10 protein-coding genes are annotated in these 15,388 nt (G+C 57.4%); 5 read left to right on the top strand and 5 right to left on the bottom strand.

Features of this window, described 5'->3' with window-relative positions:
• Nucleotides 1-2: 2 nt before the first annotated feature.
• Entirely contained in the window at nucleotides 3-1,379 is a 1,377-nt protein-coding gene (locus tag LJD29_RS18295) for an FAD-binding oxidoreductase (RefSeq protein WP_446743009.1), read from the bottom strand.
• A gap of 98 nt (nucleotides 1,380-1,477) precedes the next feature.
• Between LJD29_RS18295 and LJD29_RS18290 the strand changes: the two genes are divergently transcribed.
• Entirely contained in the window at nucleotides 1,478-1,888 is a 411-nt protein-coding gene (locus LJD29_RS18290) for a VOC family protein (RefSeq protein WP_446743008.1), read from the top strand.
• A 14-nt stretch (nucleotides 1,889-1,902) separates the two neighbouring features.
• On the opposite strand, the gene LJD29_RS18285 is transcribed toward LJD29_RS18290, so the two are convergent.
• Complete coding sequence (locus tag LJD29_RS18285) at nucleotides 1,903-3,015, bottom strand: SPL family radical SAM protein (protein WP_446743007.1); 1,113 nt, start codon at nucleotides 3,013-3,015, stop codon at nucleotides 1,903-1,905.
• Nucleotides 3,016-3,156: 141 nt separating this feature from the next.
• Here LJD29_RS18285 and LJD29_RS18280 point away from each other — a divergent pair, with 141 nt between their 5' ends.
• Nucleotides 3,157-3,867 carry a metal-dependent hydrolase gene (locus tag LJD29_RS18280; RefSeq protein WP_446743006.1) on the top strand — a complete coding sequence of 237 codons (711 nt, stop codon included), beginning with the start codon at nucleotides 3,157-3,159 and terminating at the stop codon, nucleotides 3,865-3,867.
• Between the two features lie 545 nt (nucleotides 3,868-4,412).
• Here the strand turns inward: LJD29_RS18280 and LJD29_RS18275 are convergent.
• The gene (locus LJD29_RS18275) at nucleotides 4,413-6,785 is read right to left on the bottom strand and encodes an APC family permease (RefSeq protein WP_446743005.1); all 2,373 of its coding nucleotides are present in this window, start codon (nucleotides 6,783-6,785) and stop codon (nucleotides 4,413-4,415) included.
• A 469-nt stretch (nucleotides 6,786-7,254) separates the two neighbouring features.
• On the opposite strand from LJD29_RS18275, the gene lnt reads away from it, so the two are divergent.
• Both lnt and LJD29_RS18265 read left to right on the top strand, forming a co-directional pair.
• The gene (lnt, locus tag LJD29_RS18270; RefSeq protein ID WP_446743004.1) at nucleotides 7,255-8,787 is read left to right on the top strand and encodes an apolipoprotein N-acyltransferase; all 1,533 of its coding nucleotides are present in this window, start codon (nucleotides 7,255-7,257) and stop codon (nucleotides 8,785-8,787) included.
• 153 nt (nucleotides 8,788-8,940) lie between these two features.
• Nucleotides 8,941-9,756, top strand: coding sequence for a hypothetical protein (locus LJD29_RS18265; protein ID WP_446743003.1), 816 nt, complete (start codon nucleotides 8,941-8,943; stop codon nucleotides 9,754-9,756).
• Between the two features lie 115 nt (nucleotides 9,757-9,871).
• On the opposite strand, the gene LJD29_RS18260 is transcribed toward LJD29_RS18265, so the two are convergent.
• Entirely contained in the window at nucleotides 9,872-13,405 is a 3,534-nt protein-coding gene (locus tag LJD29_RS18260; RefSeq protein ID WP_446743002.1) for a lipo-invert putative C-terminal anchoring domain-containing protein, read from the bottom strand.
• Between the two features lie 363 nt (nucleotides 13,406-13,768).
• On the opposite strand from LJD29_RS18260, the gene prfB reads away from it, so the two are divergent.
• Nucleotides 13,769-14,903 (top strand): peptide chain release factor 2 gene (gene prfB / locus LJD29_RS18255; RefSeq protein WP_446743001.1). Its coding sequence is split into 2 segments (ribosomal slippage): nucleotides 13,769-13,837 and nucleotides 13,839-14,903, totalling 1,134 coding nucleotides; the frame shifts between segments, so codons are not numbered across the junction.
• 127 nt (nucleotides 14,904-15,030) lie between these two features.
• On the opposite strand, the gene LJD29_RS18250 is transcribed toward prfB, so the two are convergent.
• Nucleotides 15,031-15,372 (bottom strand): PspC domain-containing protein, encoded by a 342-nt coding sequence (locus LJD29_RS18250; protein ID WP_446743000.1) that lies wholly within the window; start codon nucleotides 15,370-15,372, stop codon nucleotides 15,031-15,033.
• Nucleotides 15,373-15,388 lie beyond the last annotated feature (16 nt).

Raw genomic sequence — 15,388 nt, 5'->3', positions numbered from 1 at the left:
ACTTACTTGCTCAGCTGCACACGGCGGCCAAGATCGGAGGTGAAGACTCCTTCAGGATCGTACTTCTCCTTCACCGCGAGGAATTGCTCCACCTTGCCTGGATACATCGCACGGAAGGTCTGCGGCTCGACAAACGAATCCTTGCCGAGATAGATGCGCCCTCCTGCATCGAGAATCATGGCATCGAGCCTGCGAGTGAGCGCTACCGTGTTGGCGCGTATGGGAAAGTCGATGGCAAAGGTATAGCCTTCACGAGGAAACGACAGCGTGCCCAGGCCTTCCCGGCCGAAGCGCTTCAGCACGTTCAGGAAAGGCAGCTCACCGGACGAAAGGATGGTCTGCAGAATCTCCCGCATCCGCTTCATTCCGTTTTCGAACGGAATGACAAACTGGTACTGAGTGAATCCGCGCTTACCGTAACCCCGGTTCCAGTTGGCAATCTTGTCGAGCGGATAAAAAAACTTCTCGTAATGGCTGATCGCTCCGCCGCTCGACTGGATCTTCTGGATCGCGGCATTCACCAGGCGGATGCTCAGCGGGTTCAGCGTAATGTCCGGCATTTCGATCGGTACAGCAATCTTCGGCGGCCCGGAAACAGTAAGCGGGTTTGCCACCAGTTCTTCCGGCAACTGGCCGAGCGTGGCGTGATCGCCGACAGTCAGCACTCCTTTACCAAGACGCTCGCCGGTGGCCATCACGTCGAGCGTGGCCACGGAGTACGGAAAGATGCTGTCGTATTCATCGAGCGCGGCCAGCATCTCTTCCAGGTCGTCGACCTTGATCGATTTCTGGCGGAAGTACGTGGTCTCGATCTTGCGCAGGCGGATGGTCGCAGTCAACACGATGCCAAGCAGACCCATGCCGCCAAAAGTCGCCCAAAAGAGATCGGGGTTCTGCTCACGGCTTGCGAGCACGATTTCTCCACTGGCAAGCAGAACGGTGAACTCATCGACGCAGTTGCTGAAGCAGCCGTCAACATGGTGCGCCTTGCCATGAATGTCGTTGGCAATGCATCCACCGACAGTTACAAATTTCGTACCCGGCGTAATCATGGGAAACCAGCCGCGCGGCGCAAATACCGCGATGATGCTCTCCAGGCTCGTGCCCGCCTCGCACGTCAGCGTGCCGGTCTCTTCGTCGAAAGCGAGAAAACGATCGGCCGCGGTCATGCCGATCACCTGCCGTTCGGCATTGGTGGCGGCGTCTCCATAGCTGCGGCCCAGCCCGCGGGCAACGCTGCCCGAGCGGTCAAGAACTCCTCTTACATCGCTGGCAAACGCAGGTGCGGCAAGGAAACCTTCCGTGCGGGCATTGGCTCCCCATCCGGCGAGACGGGTCCGTACGCCCACCACCTTGGAATGGTCGACCGGGTTTGTCATATGGTTCTTCCCTTTTTTCTACGCTGAAGCTTTCACCTCATTGTAGTGGGAAACGAGGTACTTCGGGCCGAAGCCTATACTGACTTCCGGGGGATTGCATGGTTACCGGGTTAAACCACATCACGCTGGCGGTAAAAGACCTCGACCTCTCATTCCGCTTCTACACGGAGCTTTTGTATCTGCGTCCGGTCGCGCGCTGGTACAAGGGTGCATATCTGATGGCAGGCTCACTGTGGGTCTGCCTCACCCTCGATAGTGAAACCCGGCCAGCACCGCTACCGGAGTACACGCACACAGCCTTCACCGTCCCTCTCGATCAATTCGAAGAAACGGTCAGGCGGCTCAACGATGCCTCTGTTCCCACCTGGCAGCAGAACCACAGCCCCGGCAAGTCGTTTTACTTTCTCGATCCAAACGGTCACAAGCTTGAGATCCACGCTTCAGACCTGGCCTCGCGGCTGGAAAGCCTTAAAGAAAAACCTCCCCGCGACTTGGTCCTTTTCTCCTGAGATCGCCATCACGTTCACGCGAACGAAGTTTTAAGCCTCTTAATCGTCCTGGCAACGGCACTTGGTTTCCTCATCGCTGCCGGAATGGCTGGTGAAAACAGTGAAAGTTGCGCTGCTTCCCTTAATGCCGGTGCCGGCCCTGCGTCGCGTGTCAGAAGCGCGTCAGTAGAGCGGCGTCCGAGACCATGCTTCTTCGTTACCGCTGATACCAGGTCTCGTACCCGCCGGTTGTAAGCCTCCGAGGTGAATGCGTCGGTGGAGTAGCGCTCCACATAACTGCGCTCAAGCGCCGGAAAGTGCTCGCGGACAAACCCGAGGAAAGTCTCTTTCGAACACGGCTTGAGAAAGAGCGGCGAGGAGGCAAAGAAGCTCGCTCCGGCATCTTTTGCCAGGCGCGCCATCTCGTCGAGTGCGGCCGGCGAATCAGTGATGCCGGGCATCAGCGGCGAACAGAGGATCCCGGTGCGCAGTCCTGCTTCACGCAACCGTTTCACCGTCTGGAAGCGCAGGTCGGGCCGTGGCGCTCGCGGCTCTAGAATGCGAGCGAGCGTTGCATCCGCCGTCGTGATCGTCAGATGCAGAACCAGGTTGTTATTTGCCGCGATGGCCTGGAGGAGATCGATGTCTCGCTCGATCAGCGTGGACTTCGTAACGATGCCGATCTGCAGCCCACGCCTCTCCGCAAACACCTCAAGAAGACTGCGCGTGACCATCGCCCGGCGCTCGATCGGCTGGTAAGGATCGGTCGCCGTACCGATTGCGATCTCCTCATCCGGCTTCAGGCGTTTCAGCTCCTGCCGCAGCAGCCAGGCAGCATTCTGCTTAATAAAAATGCGCCGCTCGAACATCGCCGGATCGCGCAGCTCCATAAACTCATGGGTGTAGCGGGCATAGCAGTAGCGGCAGCCGAATTCGCATCCACGATAAGGGTTAATGCTCTTTGCGAACCGCAACTGTCTCTTGGAGACCGAGTGGTTTAGCAGGGAGCGTACTTTTAGAGTCCGGAATTCGATGAAATGGCCGTCATCGGCGTGTTCGCCCTCGGCGGCAATGCGGGCAATGCCGGTCAGCCTGGATGGATCCTGCAGAATCGGAAAAAGATTCGATTTCGCCTTTTCTTCGCCCATGGCAGAACGTTAACTTCCCGCCTCGAAGATGTCAATCGCTTTGTAGGCGAGGGCCAGTGCAATTGCCGGTTTTTGAAGAAAAACCGCCGCACGCGCATCCCATAAGCAGAAAACACTTTCCTGTTCCAGGAGTTGAATTGCATGACCGATCTGAAAGGTACCGCCGTCACCTGGCTGGGCCACGCCGTCGCTCACATCACTACCGCCAAGGGCACCGAGATCCTGATCGATCCGTTTATCGAACCCAATCCGAAATATCCCAAAGGCTATAAACTGCCGGAGAAACTCGATCTGCTGCTGCTTACCCACGGACACGGCGATCACATCTCCGACGCAATTCCTGTTGCACAGAAGCATGGCCCCGAGGTTGTGGCGGTGGTTGAACTGGCTGGCTGGATACAGGGGAAGGGCGCGGCGAAGGTTGTCGGAATGAACTTAGGCGGGAGTTATCGCCATAAAGACGTCACCATAACCATGGTCGAAGCGAAACACACTTCGAGCATCGAGGATAACGGACAGATTATCTATGCGGGCGTTCCGATCGGCTTCATCATCTCCATCGAAGATGGCCCGGTTATCTATCATGCCGGCGATACTTCACTCTTCTCAGATATGAAACTCATCGGCGAACTTTATAAGCCAGAGTTAGGGATGCTACCTATCGGTGACCACTACACGATGGATCCGAAAGCTGCGGCGACCTCAGCCAGGTACCTTGGGTTGAAGACCGTTCTCCCGATCCACTACGGCACCTTCCCGGTCCTCACCGGAACGCCCGCCGAGCTCGAAAAGCATCTCTCGGGCTCGGGCATCGAGGTTAAGGCGGCAAAACCCGGAGAGACGCTTCGGTAGCAAGCCGAAACACTCTCCCTATGGCCCGTCGGCCGGCGTTCACGCAGTTGAAACGCTGGCCGGCTTGACTTTTCCGTCAGGTCACTTTTTAGCTGCGGTCTTTTTTCTTTCAGCCCAGCGACGCTTCATGGCATCGGCGATCTTCTGCCGCTCCTCGGCGGAGAGGCGGCGCTTCTTCGGTGCGGCCACAGCCTTGGGCCTGCCCGAGAGCGGAGGACGGCCTCGACGGCGGGGCTCCACGGACGCAGCGAGAAGGCTTCTCGCCTGCTGTAACCTTGCTATTTCACTATCTAACTCCGCCAAAATCTGACTTACCTGCACACTTCCTCCAATCCCATAACTCGATAAAAGAAACAATTACCACATTGATTACTTAATTTAAACTATCCAATTGCAAATAGTTACCGTTTTTGTCAACGTATCAGCAACAATTCGAGGATTAGACAAAAGCAGCTTTGAGAGCGGCGTATTGATCACATGTTGGATGCGAACCGGCAGAGAAAAGGTAGGCAGCAGAGAAATGATTTCCGTTGCCCGGCTCTAACTTATTCCTCGTTTTCTGAATTATGAACAGAACTGGAAGATTTTGGAGCCTGTATGGAATAGTCGAGCCCCTGCTTGTAAGAAGAACTAGTACCCGTGATGAGAGCCCTGCTGCCATCCTGGGTGTAGCGTCGCAGGTCTTTCAGCGTTTCCACTTTGTCACGAGCGTATTCGCTGGCCAGGCGAGTCAGTGCATAGGTCACGATGTCGCTGTGGTGCAGGCCGTGGGTTTCGGGGTCTCGACGGAAGTTGAGCCACAGTCGATGTACAAGCTGAACGTCTTCGCCCTGAAGGGTAGGTGCATGCGGGCCGATGTGGAATGACTGCGCCTCACCATCCGGCATAACGACATAAAAGGTGAACTGACGCTTCGGTTCCGGCAGATTCTCCCAGGCCTGGCCGATATGGTAGGCCTGCTCCTGCGCGGACATCTTGGACGAGAGTCCGGAAACGAGCGCTGCAACTTCGAGGGAATTCGCCGTCTGCACCAGTGCAGCGAAGATATCTCCGGCAGGCACCACGAGAAGCGAAATATGCTTGCCGAAACTCTCGGCAACCGACACAGCCTTGGTAAAGAGCATCTGCTCGTATTCACTGAAGGGCTGCTCGTCAAGATACTCCGGGCCACCGGCGCCCAGTATGCGTGCCGTCAACACAACGATGTCCTGATCGTCCGTATTCGTGCGCGAGAGAGCCCATTTGAGCGCAAACGGGTTCGTGGAGTCGCGCATGGTGACAAGAACCGCACCAGGATTGATCTCCAGAGCCTCCCTGCCGATCGTTTCGGGATGCTCGAGCTGGAAGTGCTCTTTCATCTGGCGTGCAGTGACCAGCTGGCGCTGGCGGTTCTTGCGCTCCGAGATGGTAAAGATGACGAAGAAGGCAGCGGCAAAGGCCAGGCCGCTCTTGGTGGCAACGCTCTTGGTGAAGAGATTGACAATGGCGGTGGTTCCCAGCACCAGAAAAACGGAAAACAGTCCGATCGGCAGCTCGATCTTTCCCAGCTTCAGGTTGATCGGGACCTTCCAGCCGCGCTCACCCTTATATTTCCAGCGCAGCACCAGCATGGCCAGGCTGTTGAAGGTGAAGCTCCAGATCACGCCGAATGCGTATGCCTCGCCCAGCGTGATGACATTGCCGCGACTGACAATGATGGTGAAGAGCTGCAGTGCGGTCACCAGGTTGACGATGCGATAGCTGGTGCCGTACTTCCGCTGCGGTTTGCGGAACCAGTCGGTCAGGACGCCATCTTCGGCCACGCGCATCAGTACGCCGGTTGATCCGATGATCGAGGTATTGATTGCACCGGAGAGGATCAGGAAACCGACGATGACGACGAATACACGGAAGACGATGCGGAGCGTCATCGGACCGACCATGTTCATCGCGAGCCCTGCGATCAGGTTGTCGCGGTATACCGGTATGCGTACCGCATCCGGTATCAGCATCACCGCCAGCAGAGAAACGATTCCGGTAAATACCAGGCTGTAGATGGCGATGACGATCGCCGCGCGCTTCAGGTTTTTCAGCTTGGGGTGCTCGATTTCACGATTCACCTGGGCCAGCGTCTCTTCGCCGCTCATGGCGAGGACAGAGTGACCGAAGGCCATCATGATTCCGAACAATCCAAGTGTTTTTGCCAGTGGGCTGCCGGCAAGGAAGCCGAGCGCATCGGTCGAGAAGTGCAGGTTCGACGGAACAGGCAGCGGCGGCAGCTTGGCGCCGATGTGGATCGCCGACCAGATACCCCAGCCGAGCAGCAGCACCACCATGATGGTGGTGATCTTCATGATCTCGAGAGCCTTGTCGCTGGACTCCTCGATACCCTTGATGTTCTGCCACCAGTAATAAATGGTGACCACGATGCAGAAGACCGCCGAGGTGCCGTCAACCGGAAATTGCCATGGCGTGTGCGCCGAGGTAATCAGCGCGTTCGGAAGCCATCCATGGGCCGCCCCGACCTGTATGAGCTCATTCAAAAGGCCAGTAATATACTGGCCTGCTGAAACTCCTGAGATGGGTCCGGTGAGGATGTAGTCGAACATCAGCGCCGAAACGCTTAGCTTGGCGAAGTTGGCTCCGAGTGCTTCCTTGACCACGCGGTAGACGCCGCCGCGGGTAAACATCGAGCAGCTTTCGACGTAGACCGCGCGCACCGCGAAGGAAAAGAGCATGACCCCGAGGATGAACCAGGGAGCAGCTTTACCGATCGCCTCTTCGGCGATGCCGCCTGCATAGAAAGCAGAGGAGCCCAGATCGTTAAGAACGACAGCCGCTGCCCGCCAGAAGGAAATGAAGGTGAGCATCACCGACGAGGCTACGACCAGCCTGATTCGGTTCGATTGCGGAGCGGAAACAGTTTGCGCAGATGGCATGAAAATAAATCGTTTTAATGACTTGCAACGCGCAGACTCTTCGGCCTGTCCGTCACGGCGCTAGGGCTGAGTGTATGTCTACGGGACGCTCGCGTCAATCACCGTTTCGGTTCAGGTTCCAACTGCAGGGGGAAACCGGTATGAGTCGATACCTATTCTTTCTGGAACAACTCGGCCAGGTCTTCCACAAAACTCAACACTACGACAACTGAGGCTCCCGCCATTCCAACAAAAAAAAGCACGGTAAGAAGATGCATCCCGAATTGGAGAAAGCCTGTCACCTGCATTATTGTACGCCCGCCGCCCGGCGAGGCAACTTCCCTGTCTTCAGCGAATGGTACACTCTGCATCGATGGCGTCCGTTTCCAGCCCTGCCTCCACCTCGTCACGCGCTTCCCTGCTTCCTTTACTTGCCTGTGCACTGCTTAGCAGCTTGCTATTCGACCTGCCGTTTCCGATCGCGGGACCGATGGCCCCCTGGCGCGCGATCTTCGGCTGGATCGCCATCGTTCCATTGCTCGCCGCCCTGCTCGCGCCGCGGAATGTCGAGCATCCCAGAGCCTTGCGCCGCGCCGCGCTGGCTGGATGGGTCTCGGGAATTGCCTGGTACATCCTCAATAGCTATTGGATCTACCAGACGATGCATTTCTACGGAGGCGTTCCGCCGCTCGGTTCTGCTGGAATTCTGGTGCTCTACAGCCTGATCCTCGGCCTCTACTGCGGTCTCTTCAGCCTGGCGATTGCCTTTCTCCGCCGCAGGTCCGGCGATGTAAAACTGCCGGTGCTGGCAGCTCCCTTTCTGTGGGTCGGGATCGACCTGCTGGCCTCGCGCATCACCAGCGTGCCATGGGACCAGCTCGGCTACTCGCAGGTAGACAACTTCTGGCTCACACACCTGGCGCCGGTCACCGGGACATATGGCATCACCTTCGTCATCCTGTTCGTGAACGCGCTCTTCGCCGCTGCCATCGCCAAACGATGCTGGAAGGCGGCCATCGCAGGTGGCCTTGCCGCCGGGATTCTGCAGATCGGCTCATGGATGCCGCCGAAGCCCGCACCCGTCGAAGCAACCGCCGTGCTGCTGCAGGAAAACCTGAAGGTCGCTACCGTGAACCTGTGGCCGGGCGCCGAGTGGGACACCAATGTAGCGCGCTTCCTGCGCGAGAGCGAGACGACGAGCAATCCGTTTTACGAGGGCCTCGTCGAAACCGGCCTTCCTCTGCAGGCAGCTGACCCCAACCCACAGAAAATCTCGCTCATCGCATGGCCCGAGGCTCCATCGCCCTTTCGCGACTACGATCCGCGCTTCCGTTCGCTCGCCCGTGCCCTGACTACCTCGACAGGCGCGGTCCTGGTCGCCGGAAACATCTCTGCCGATCAAGGCGTCGATGCGCAGGGCCAGTCCTCGCTCAAGGAATACAACTCGGCAACCGTCTTCAGCGCCGAAGGCGACCGCGTGGGCCGTTACGACAAGATCCATCTCGTGCCCTTCGGCGAATACGTGCCCTACCGGAACCTGCTCTTCTTCGCGCATCACCTGACGCAGGCCCTGGGCGACTTCGACCGTGGCACGGAGCGCAAAGTCTTCACACTCGATGGCAAGCGTTACGGTGTCTTCATCTGCTATGAAGCGGTCTTCGGTGCGGAAGTGCGCGAGTTCGCAAAGAACGGCGCACAGGTCTTCGTGAACATCTCCGATGACGGGTGGTACGGCGACACCAGCGCCCCATGGCAGCACCTGAACATGGCCCGCATGCGCGCCATCGAGAATCGCCGCTGGATCCTGCGCGACACCAACACCGGTGTGACCGCCTCGATCGATCCCTACGGAAGAGTCGTACGCAGCGCACCGCGTCATGTCTTCACATCACTGGCAGCACCGTACGGTTTCCGCAGCGACGTGACCTTCTACAGCGAGTACGGGGACGTGTTCCCGCTGGCATGCCTGGTGGTGAGTATAGGTATCGTTGGAATGTCCATCAGACGCCGCTCCGTCGCATGACCCGGAACATGCTGTTCCCACTTGAGAGCAGTAACAAAACCCGTATGATTGCAGCTCGGACCAAGGGAAACCAGGAACCTTCATTTCCGCCGAACCGTTCCAGGAACTGACGCATCAAAAACTCGATACTTCTGCGTTGAACAGAGGCAGCGAATGGTGAAAGAAAGAAGATCTCTTCTCTGGATCGGGGCGCTCATAGCCGGGCTTTCCGTTGCTCACGCTCAAAGCCCGCAACAGGTCATTCAAGAGGTCGTCGACGCCGAACACGCCGCCGACGAAAATGACCACTCCCGATGGATCTACCTGGAAGAAGTTCACAAGCCGAAGGAGCAGGTTCTCCAGTGGGTAGCTGGCACCGAGCAAGGGGATGTTCAGCGAGTTCTCGAGAAGAACGAGCAAAAACTGACTCCATCCCAGCAGCGCGATCTTATACAGAGCTTCCTGCACGACCCCAGGGCGCAGAAGAAACAGATCTCCGAAAGCGATCACGACAACAAGCAGATCGATGACCTGCTCAAGCTTCTGCCCGCCGCCTTTCTCTGGACGCAGACCGGATCGAACGCCACTGACATCTTCCTGCACTTCGAACCCGCCCCGCACTTTCATCCTCCGACGCGTGAAGCCCGCGTCTTCAGCAGCATGGCCGGCGATGTCGTCGTCGATAAGAAACAACATCGCATTCTCAACATGAACGGCCACCTGATGCGCGAGGTCACTTTCGGTGGAGGCCTCCTCGGCAAACTGAAAGAGGGCAGTTCTTTTTCCCTGGAGCAAGCGCAGGTCGGACCGTCGCTATGGCAATTGACGGCCTTCCATGTGCGCCTGGAAGGCAATGCTCTCCTCTTCAAAAGCATCTCGCTGCAACAGGACGACAAACGTTCGGCCTTCGCACCTGAACCTTCCACCATCACGCTTGATCAGGCCGCTATCGAAGTCATGAATCGGCCTGAGGCTCCCGCTTCCAACTGAGACCGAATAAATCGCCCCTGCACGGTAATTTTTCACGGTCAACCAAAGCGAAAACCGAGATGGCCAGGCTAGCGCCTGGCCATCTCGATCCCGACGAGGGACTTGCGATATTTCCCTACTGGACTGTGAGTGTCAGGGCGGTAGAGCTGTTCGCCCCCGCTACCGCATCTGTCGCTGTCACGGTGAGAGAGTAAGTTTCGCTTGCAGGAGCCGTTGAGCCGCTGGTGGTGGTACTGGTACTACTACCAGTACTGCCGCCCCCACCACAGCCACTCAATGCTGCCAGCGTTCCGAGAGCGAAGCCTACTATCAGAACTGGCATGAAGAGTGCCGATTTCTGCCGGAGCCGCCTACGAGCCGATCGCATGCCCGCAAAAGGCAGGAGAAGCACACCAAGCGCTAGAGCAGGAAGACTTCCTCGCGTGATGAACTTATCCGCCCGGGCTGTCTGGGTCGCGCCCAACTGTACGGTGAGCGTGATGGTTGTCTTCCCACTGCCCGCCGATATTGAAGATGGCGAAAAACTGGCCGTTGCTCCTGGCGGGAGTCCCGTCAGGCTGAAACTGACAGCGTTCGGAAAGGTTTCTCCGGACTGCGGAGTCAGCGTCAGCGAGTAAGTCGCTTTTCCGCCAGAACTCGTAGTGGCGCTCGTGGCGTTGGAGCCTGAACCTAACGTAAACATCTCCGGTGCTACCGTGAAGCTAGTGGTCGCAGTAGCCGATGCATAGTTCCCGCTGGCTGCCTGAACAGCATTCAGCACGACTGTGCCTGCTCCGGCCAGTGTCACCGTCGCTCCCGAGATCGTCGCCGGACCACTCACTACCGAGTAGGTGATGGCACCGCTTGAAACCGATGTCGCGCTGACTGTAAACGGTGCTGCTCCATCCGTCTGTGCCGCAATCGGCGCAAAGCTGAGTGCCGGAACAGCCGGGGCGACGACGAAATTTGTCGTCACCGTAGTGGCTCCGTAACTTCCGCTGGCAGCCTGACTGGCGCTAAGCACCACGGTCCCCGCTCCCGTCAGCGTGACGGTTGCACCTGAGACAGTTGCGGGGCCGCTCACAACCTCATACGTGATGGCGCCGTTTGAATGAGACGTTGCGCTGATCGTGAAGGGAGAGTTCCCATATACCTGTGGCGGGATTGCCGCAAAGGCCAGCCCTGACCCGGGACCTGCAGTACCGGACAGAGATATGCTCTGCTGGGCATATCCAGGAGCCGTAGCGTTTAGATTGTTGTCAGTTAGAACCAGCGTTCCAGCAAGATCGCTCGTAGCAGCCGGTGCGAAGCTGATGGTCAGACTGCAGGTGCTGCCAGCCGCTAACGTGGCCGAGGCCGAAGCATTGATACCCACACTCGGACAGGCTTCAGACCCGGAACCGTCCAGGGTGAAAAAGGAAGTAAGGCTTGGATTGCTGCCCGAAGCGGGTATCGGGAAACTAAGATCCGCATTTCCGGAGTTGACCAGCGTTACGCTCTGCGGCTCGCTGGTCGAACCGACACCTGTCAATGGAAAGGTCACGCTGGGTGGATCCACAACGTCCAGCTTGAAGACGCTATTTAACGCTTCGCTCGAGATCAGTACATTCCCATGTCCATCCAGCGCTATGCCCACCGGGTTCTTCAGGCCGCTCCAGACAGTGCTCTGCGTGTAGGAATCTCCTGCCGGACTCTCCTTGATGACTCGTGCGTTGTCGGTATCCGTAATAAACACGTTGCCGTTGAGATCGACAGCAACCTGTTCAGGCCCATTGAGATCGCCGACAAGCGTGCTTTCGGTGTAAGTGCCACCGAAAGCCGTTTCCTTCATCACCCGGTTATTCAACCGGTCCGCGACGTAGAGATTTCCGCCCGCGTCGATGGCTACGCCGGTAGGAGAAGAAATGTCGGAGTTGGGCGCGACGGTGCTCTGAACGTAACCTGTTGCGGTCAGGGTTTCCTTCAACAGGCCGTCGACAGCGCTGCCGATGTACACGTTTCCGCTATCGTCAACGGCCACCGATTCTATATTGCCCAGGTTTTTAAACGGAACGCTTTGCGTGTAAGTGCCGTTTCCAGCGGGAGATTCTTCTATAACGTCGAAACCGTTCTGTTCGCCGATGAAGATGTTGCCGGCTCCGTCCACTGCGACGGCGACCGGGCACGACAGACCGGTAGCCACCGTTGTCGGCTGATAGCTTCCGCCCGTGAGCGTTTCCTTCAAGACCGAGCCTTGCGTGCAGACATTGTCCGCCGCGGAGGCGCTTGCGATATAGAGATTGCCGGAGAGATCGGATGTGATCGCCAGGGGGTTAACCTGTCCGCTGAACTGCAGTGTGCTCTGTGTGCCGGGTGAGAAGTTTACTCGCGGCGCTACGCCGTTAGCGTGCACATAGCCGGTCGCAATGAGTGATCCGGTCGAGGACCTCAGCTCTGCTGCCCCACGCTGCGCTCCCGGCAGAAGTGGAGTAACTGCGACATTCACCAGGCAACTCGCGCTAGCCCCGTAACTCTCGCCATTTCCACAGGCAGGGACCTCTGTACCGACATTTGCAAAGGTCGGATTCGTTGCGTCCTCGCTGACTACCTGTGCCTGCAACCCGCTGGCAGCGCTGTCAAAAGTAAAGATCAGAGAAACATTATTGCTTTGTGTTCCGACATTGACATCGCCCAGGTCTCCTGCAGCCGAGGTTACCTTGACGATGCTGTCGAAGCGCCCGATGTAGAGGTTTCCAGCCGCGTCGGCATTCGCTTCTACCGGCGAGACAAAGTAGTATTCATCTGGGCCGACAAGGCTTTGCGTATAGCCGCCGCCGGAGGGAACCTCCTTCAACACCTGGCTCGCTTCGGCATCATCCTGCGTACCATAGAGCGAGATGTAGATATTCCCGCTGCCATCGACCGAGACATTTACCGGATCGTTATAACCGCTTATGACGACGCTCTGCGTATAGCTGCCGCCGTTTGGAGTTTCCTTATAAACCACGCCATCGAGATTGTATTGATAGGGAAAAAAGCTGTAGGGCGTTACCGGGTCGGAGATGTATACGTTTCCGGCAGCATCAACGGCAACCGAATTCGGCAGGACCAGGTTGCTTCCTATCGAGCTTTGAACGTAAACGCTTCCTGTAACAGTTTCCTTGTACACCCGGTCGTAAGCAGAGTCGACCACGTACAAATTCCCCTGCAGATCGACCGCGAGACTCGCCGGCGTGCCAATGCTTGAACTGATTACGCTCTGGGTATAGCTGGTACCGGAAACCGTTTCCTTTAGAAGCCTCTGATTGCCGGAATCAGAGATGTATACATTTCCGTGGAGATCTACGGCAATCCCTGACGGCGACTTCAAGCCGGTACCAATCGCGGTGTAGGTAAAACCGGCGGCGGTCCAGGTCTGCTTGAATACCTGGTTACTGTAGGGATAAGCGACGTAAAGATTCCCGGCAGTATCGATCGCGATCGCTTCCGGATTCGTCACACCCGTGACGGGCATCGTGTATTCGGATCCGCTGAAGTGGGCGGTTTGCGCATAGCTCAACGACGAAAGCAACGTTATGAACGCAAGAGCCGCAATTCTGGCGGCTACCCGTTTCCCGATATGTTGAAGTTGATCGATCGGACTCCAGGCGCAGCTAGCGCGCAGGAGGTGAGAGATAGAACGAAAGGTCACCAGCATCTCCAAGACAGTGCATAAGTGTTACAAAGTGAAAATCAACAGCATTCTCGCTTGAGCGAGAATTCAAAAATCTTGCATCTTCCGAACGAGAAGATATCACACAGACTGCTATGTGGAGAATGAAACATTCGCGACAGCATTGAATTCATAGCTTCCGATAGCTGCCACATAGCTAATATCCCTCTGCTTCGGAGTGTCAGAATCGAGCCACACTAAAGACTGTATTGGGCTGCTTTGACGGGATTCGCATGCTGTTCGTCTCGACGGAACGAGACACAGCCCACGATTCAGGGTCCATCTCCGCGGGCCTGTTAAAATTGCTATATTCAAAGCTCTATAAAGACAGGTCATCTCCCAGTGTTGAACGATCTCGAATTCGCTTACACTCCCGTGCGAGACAAAGTCCGCGACCTGCGGGAGTATCTTTGACGCTCCAAAGCTCCGGAGCGAACTAGCCGTTATTGAACAGAAGCTCTCCGACCCGACTCTGTGGTCGAATCCCGAGCTTTCGCAACCGCTCATGCGCGATCGCAAGCGCATCGACACACTTCTCGCCGACGATGCTGAATTGGCCCGCCGTGTCGGAGACGTCGATGCCTACTTCGATCTTGCTCGTGAGGGCGAACCTGTCGAAGAAGATCTGAAGCGCGAGATGGACGCCCTCAGTAAATTCGCTGAGTCGATGGAGACGCGCACCCTGCTATCCGGCGAAACAGACCAGCTCAACGCCATCGTTACCGTACATCCGGGCGCGGGCGGAACGGAAAGCCAGGACTGGGCGGAGATGCTTATGCGCATGTATCTGCGCTGGGCAGAACAGCAGGGCTTCAAGGCGGAAATGAACGACTACCAGGACGGCGAAGAAGCCGGCATCAAGTCGGCCACCTTCACCATCACAGGCGACTACGCCTTCGGCCAGCTCTCGGGCGAAACCGGGGTGCACCGGCTGGTGCGTATCTCACCCTTCGACCAGGCCAAGCGACGGCATACTTCGTTTGCCTCCGTCTTCGTCTCGCCGGAAATCGACGACTCGATCCAGATCGACATCAAACCGGATGAGCTTCGGACTGATACTTACCGTTCCGGCGGCAAGGGAGGCCAGCACGTCAACACGACCGACTCGGCGGTGCGCATCACGCATATTCCGACGGGCATTGTTGTGCAGTGCCAGAACGAGCGCTCGCAGCACAAGAATCGCGAGAAAGCGATGAAAATGCTGCGTTCACGACTCTACGAATACGAGCTCGAAAAGAAACGGCAGGAGACGAAGAAGCTTGAGGACTCGAAGCTCGACATCAACTTCGGCTCACAGATCCGGTCTTACGTGCTGCAGCCCTATCGCATCGCCAAGGATCACCGGACAAAGGTCGACTTCGGAGACGTAGACCGCGTGCTCGACGGCTACCTCGATCCTTTCATCCGCGGATATCTGCTGATGCGTCGTAATGGCGGGGTTCCAGTGGGCACTGCCGACGATGATGATCTGGAATAGAAGGTAGGGTGGGCTTTAGCCGCTGAGGCGCTCCATAAGAGTCTTCCTCAGCGGCTGAAGCCGCGTATTTTCGAGCTCATAAACGCCGGGACTAAAGCCTCGACCTGCCTTCTCCCCACGCCGCAAACTAGCTCGCAGGCGGAACATACGTGCCGGAGGGTAGCGCCAGCGGCTCTTCCGGCATCACTACCCAGAACACCACGTAAGCCACCACACCCGCGCCGCCACCAAAGATCGACACCAGCACGGTGATGACGCGCACCCAGGTCACATCCCAGCCATACGCATTCGATAAGCCCTGACAGACGCCAGCGATCTGGCGCCCTGCACGTGGACGGATAAGGCGTGCTGCCGGAGTGAAGATTGGCGTGGGACCGACGCCCGCCCCGGCAATTGGTGCTCCGCATGCCGAGCAGAAACGCGCCTGGTCGTTCATCGAGTTGCCGCAACTGCTACAGAAAACTGCCATAGTATCTCTCCAAACC

It is taken from the genome of Silvibacterium acidisoli (assembly GCA_022870745.1).
GTDB lineage: Bacteria > Acidobacteriota > Terriglobia > Terriglobales > Acidobacteriaceae > Silvibacterium.
The sequence above is the reverse complement of the archived record's forward strand: the minus strand, read 5'-3'. Positions and strand labels throughout refer to the sequence as shown.

Excerpts from the sequence above, each read along its gene's own strand:
- LJD29_RS18295 (WP_446743009.1), bottom strand. The coding sequence starts at position 1,379 with ATGACAAACCCGGTCGACCATTCCAAGGTGGTGGGCGTACGGACCCGT.
- LJD29_RS18290 (WP_446743008.1), top strand. The coding sequence starts at position 1,478 with ATGGTTACCGGGTTAAACCACATCACGCTGGCGGTAAAAGACCTCGAC.
- LJD29_RS18285 (WP_446743007.1), bottom strand. The coding sequence starts at position 3,015 with ATGGGCGAAGAAAAGGCGAAATCGAATCTTTTTCCGATTCTGCAGGAT.
- LJD29_RS18280 (WP_446743006.1), top strand. The coding sequence starts at position 3,157 with ATGACCGATCTGAAAGGTACCGCCGTCACCTGGCTGGGCCACGCCGTC.
- LJD29_RS18275 (WP_446743005.1), bottom strand. The coding sequence starts at position 6,785 with ATGCCATCTGCGCAAACTGTTTCCGCTCCGCAATCGAACCGAATCAGG.
- lnt (WP_446743004.1), top strand. The coding sequence starts at position 7,255 with ATGGCCCCCTGGCGCGCGATCTTCGGCTGGATCGCCATCGTTCCATTG.
- LJD29_RS18265 (WP_446743003.1), top strand. The coding sequence starts at position 8,941 with ATGGTGAAAGAAAGAAGATCTCTTCTCTGGATCGGGGCGCTCATAGCC.
- LJD29_RS18250 (WP_446743000.1), bottom strand. The coding sequence starts at position 15,372 with ATGGCAGTTTTCTGTAGCAGTTGCGGCAACTCGATGAACGACCAGGCG.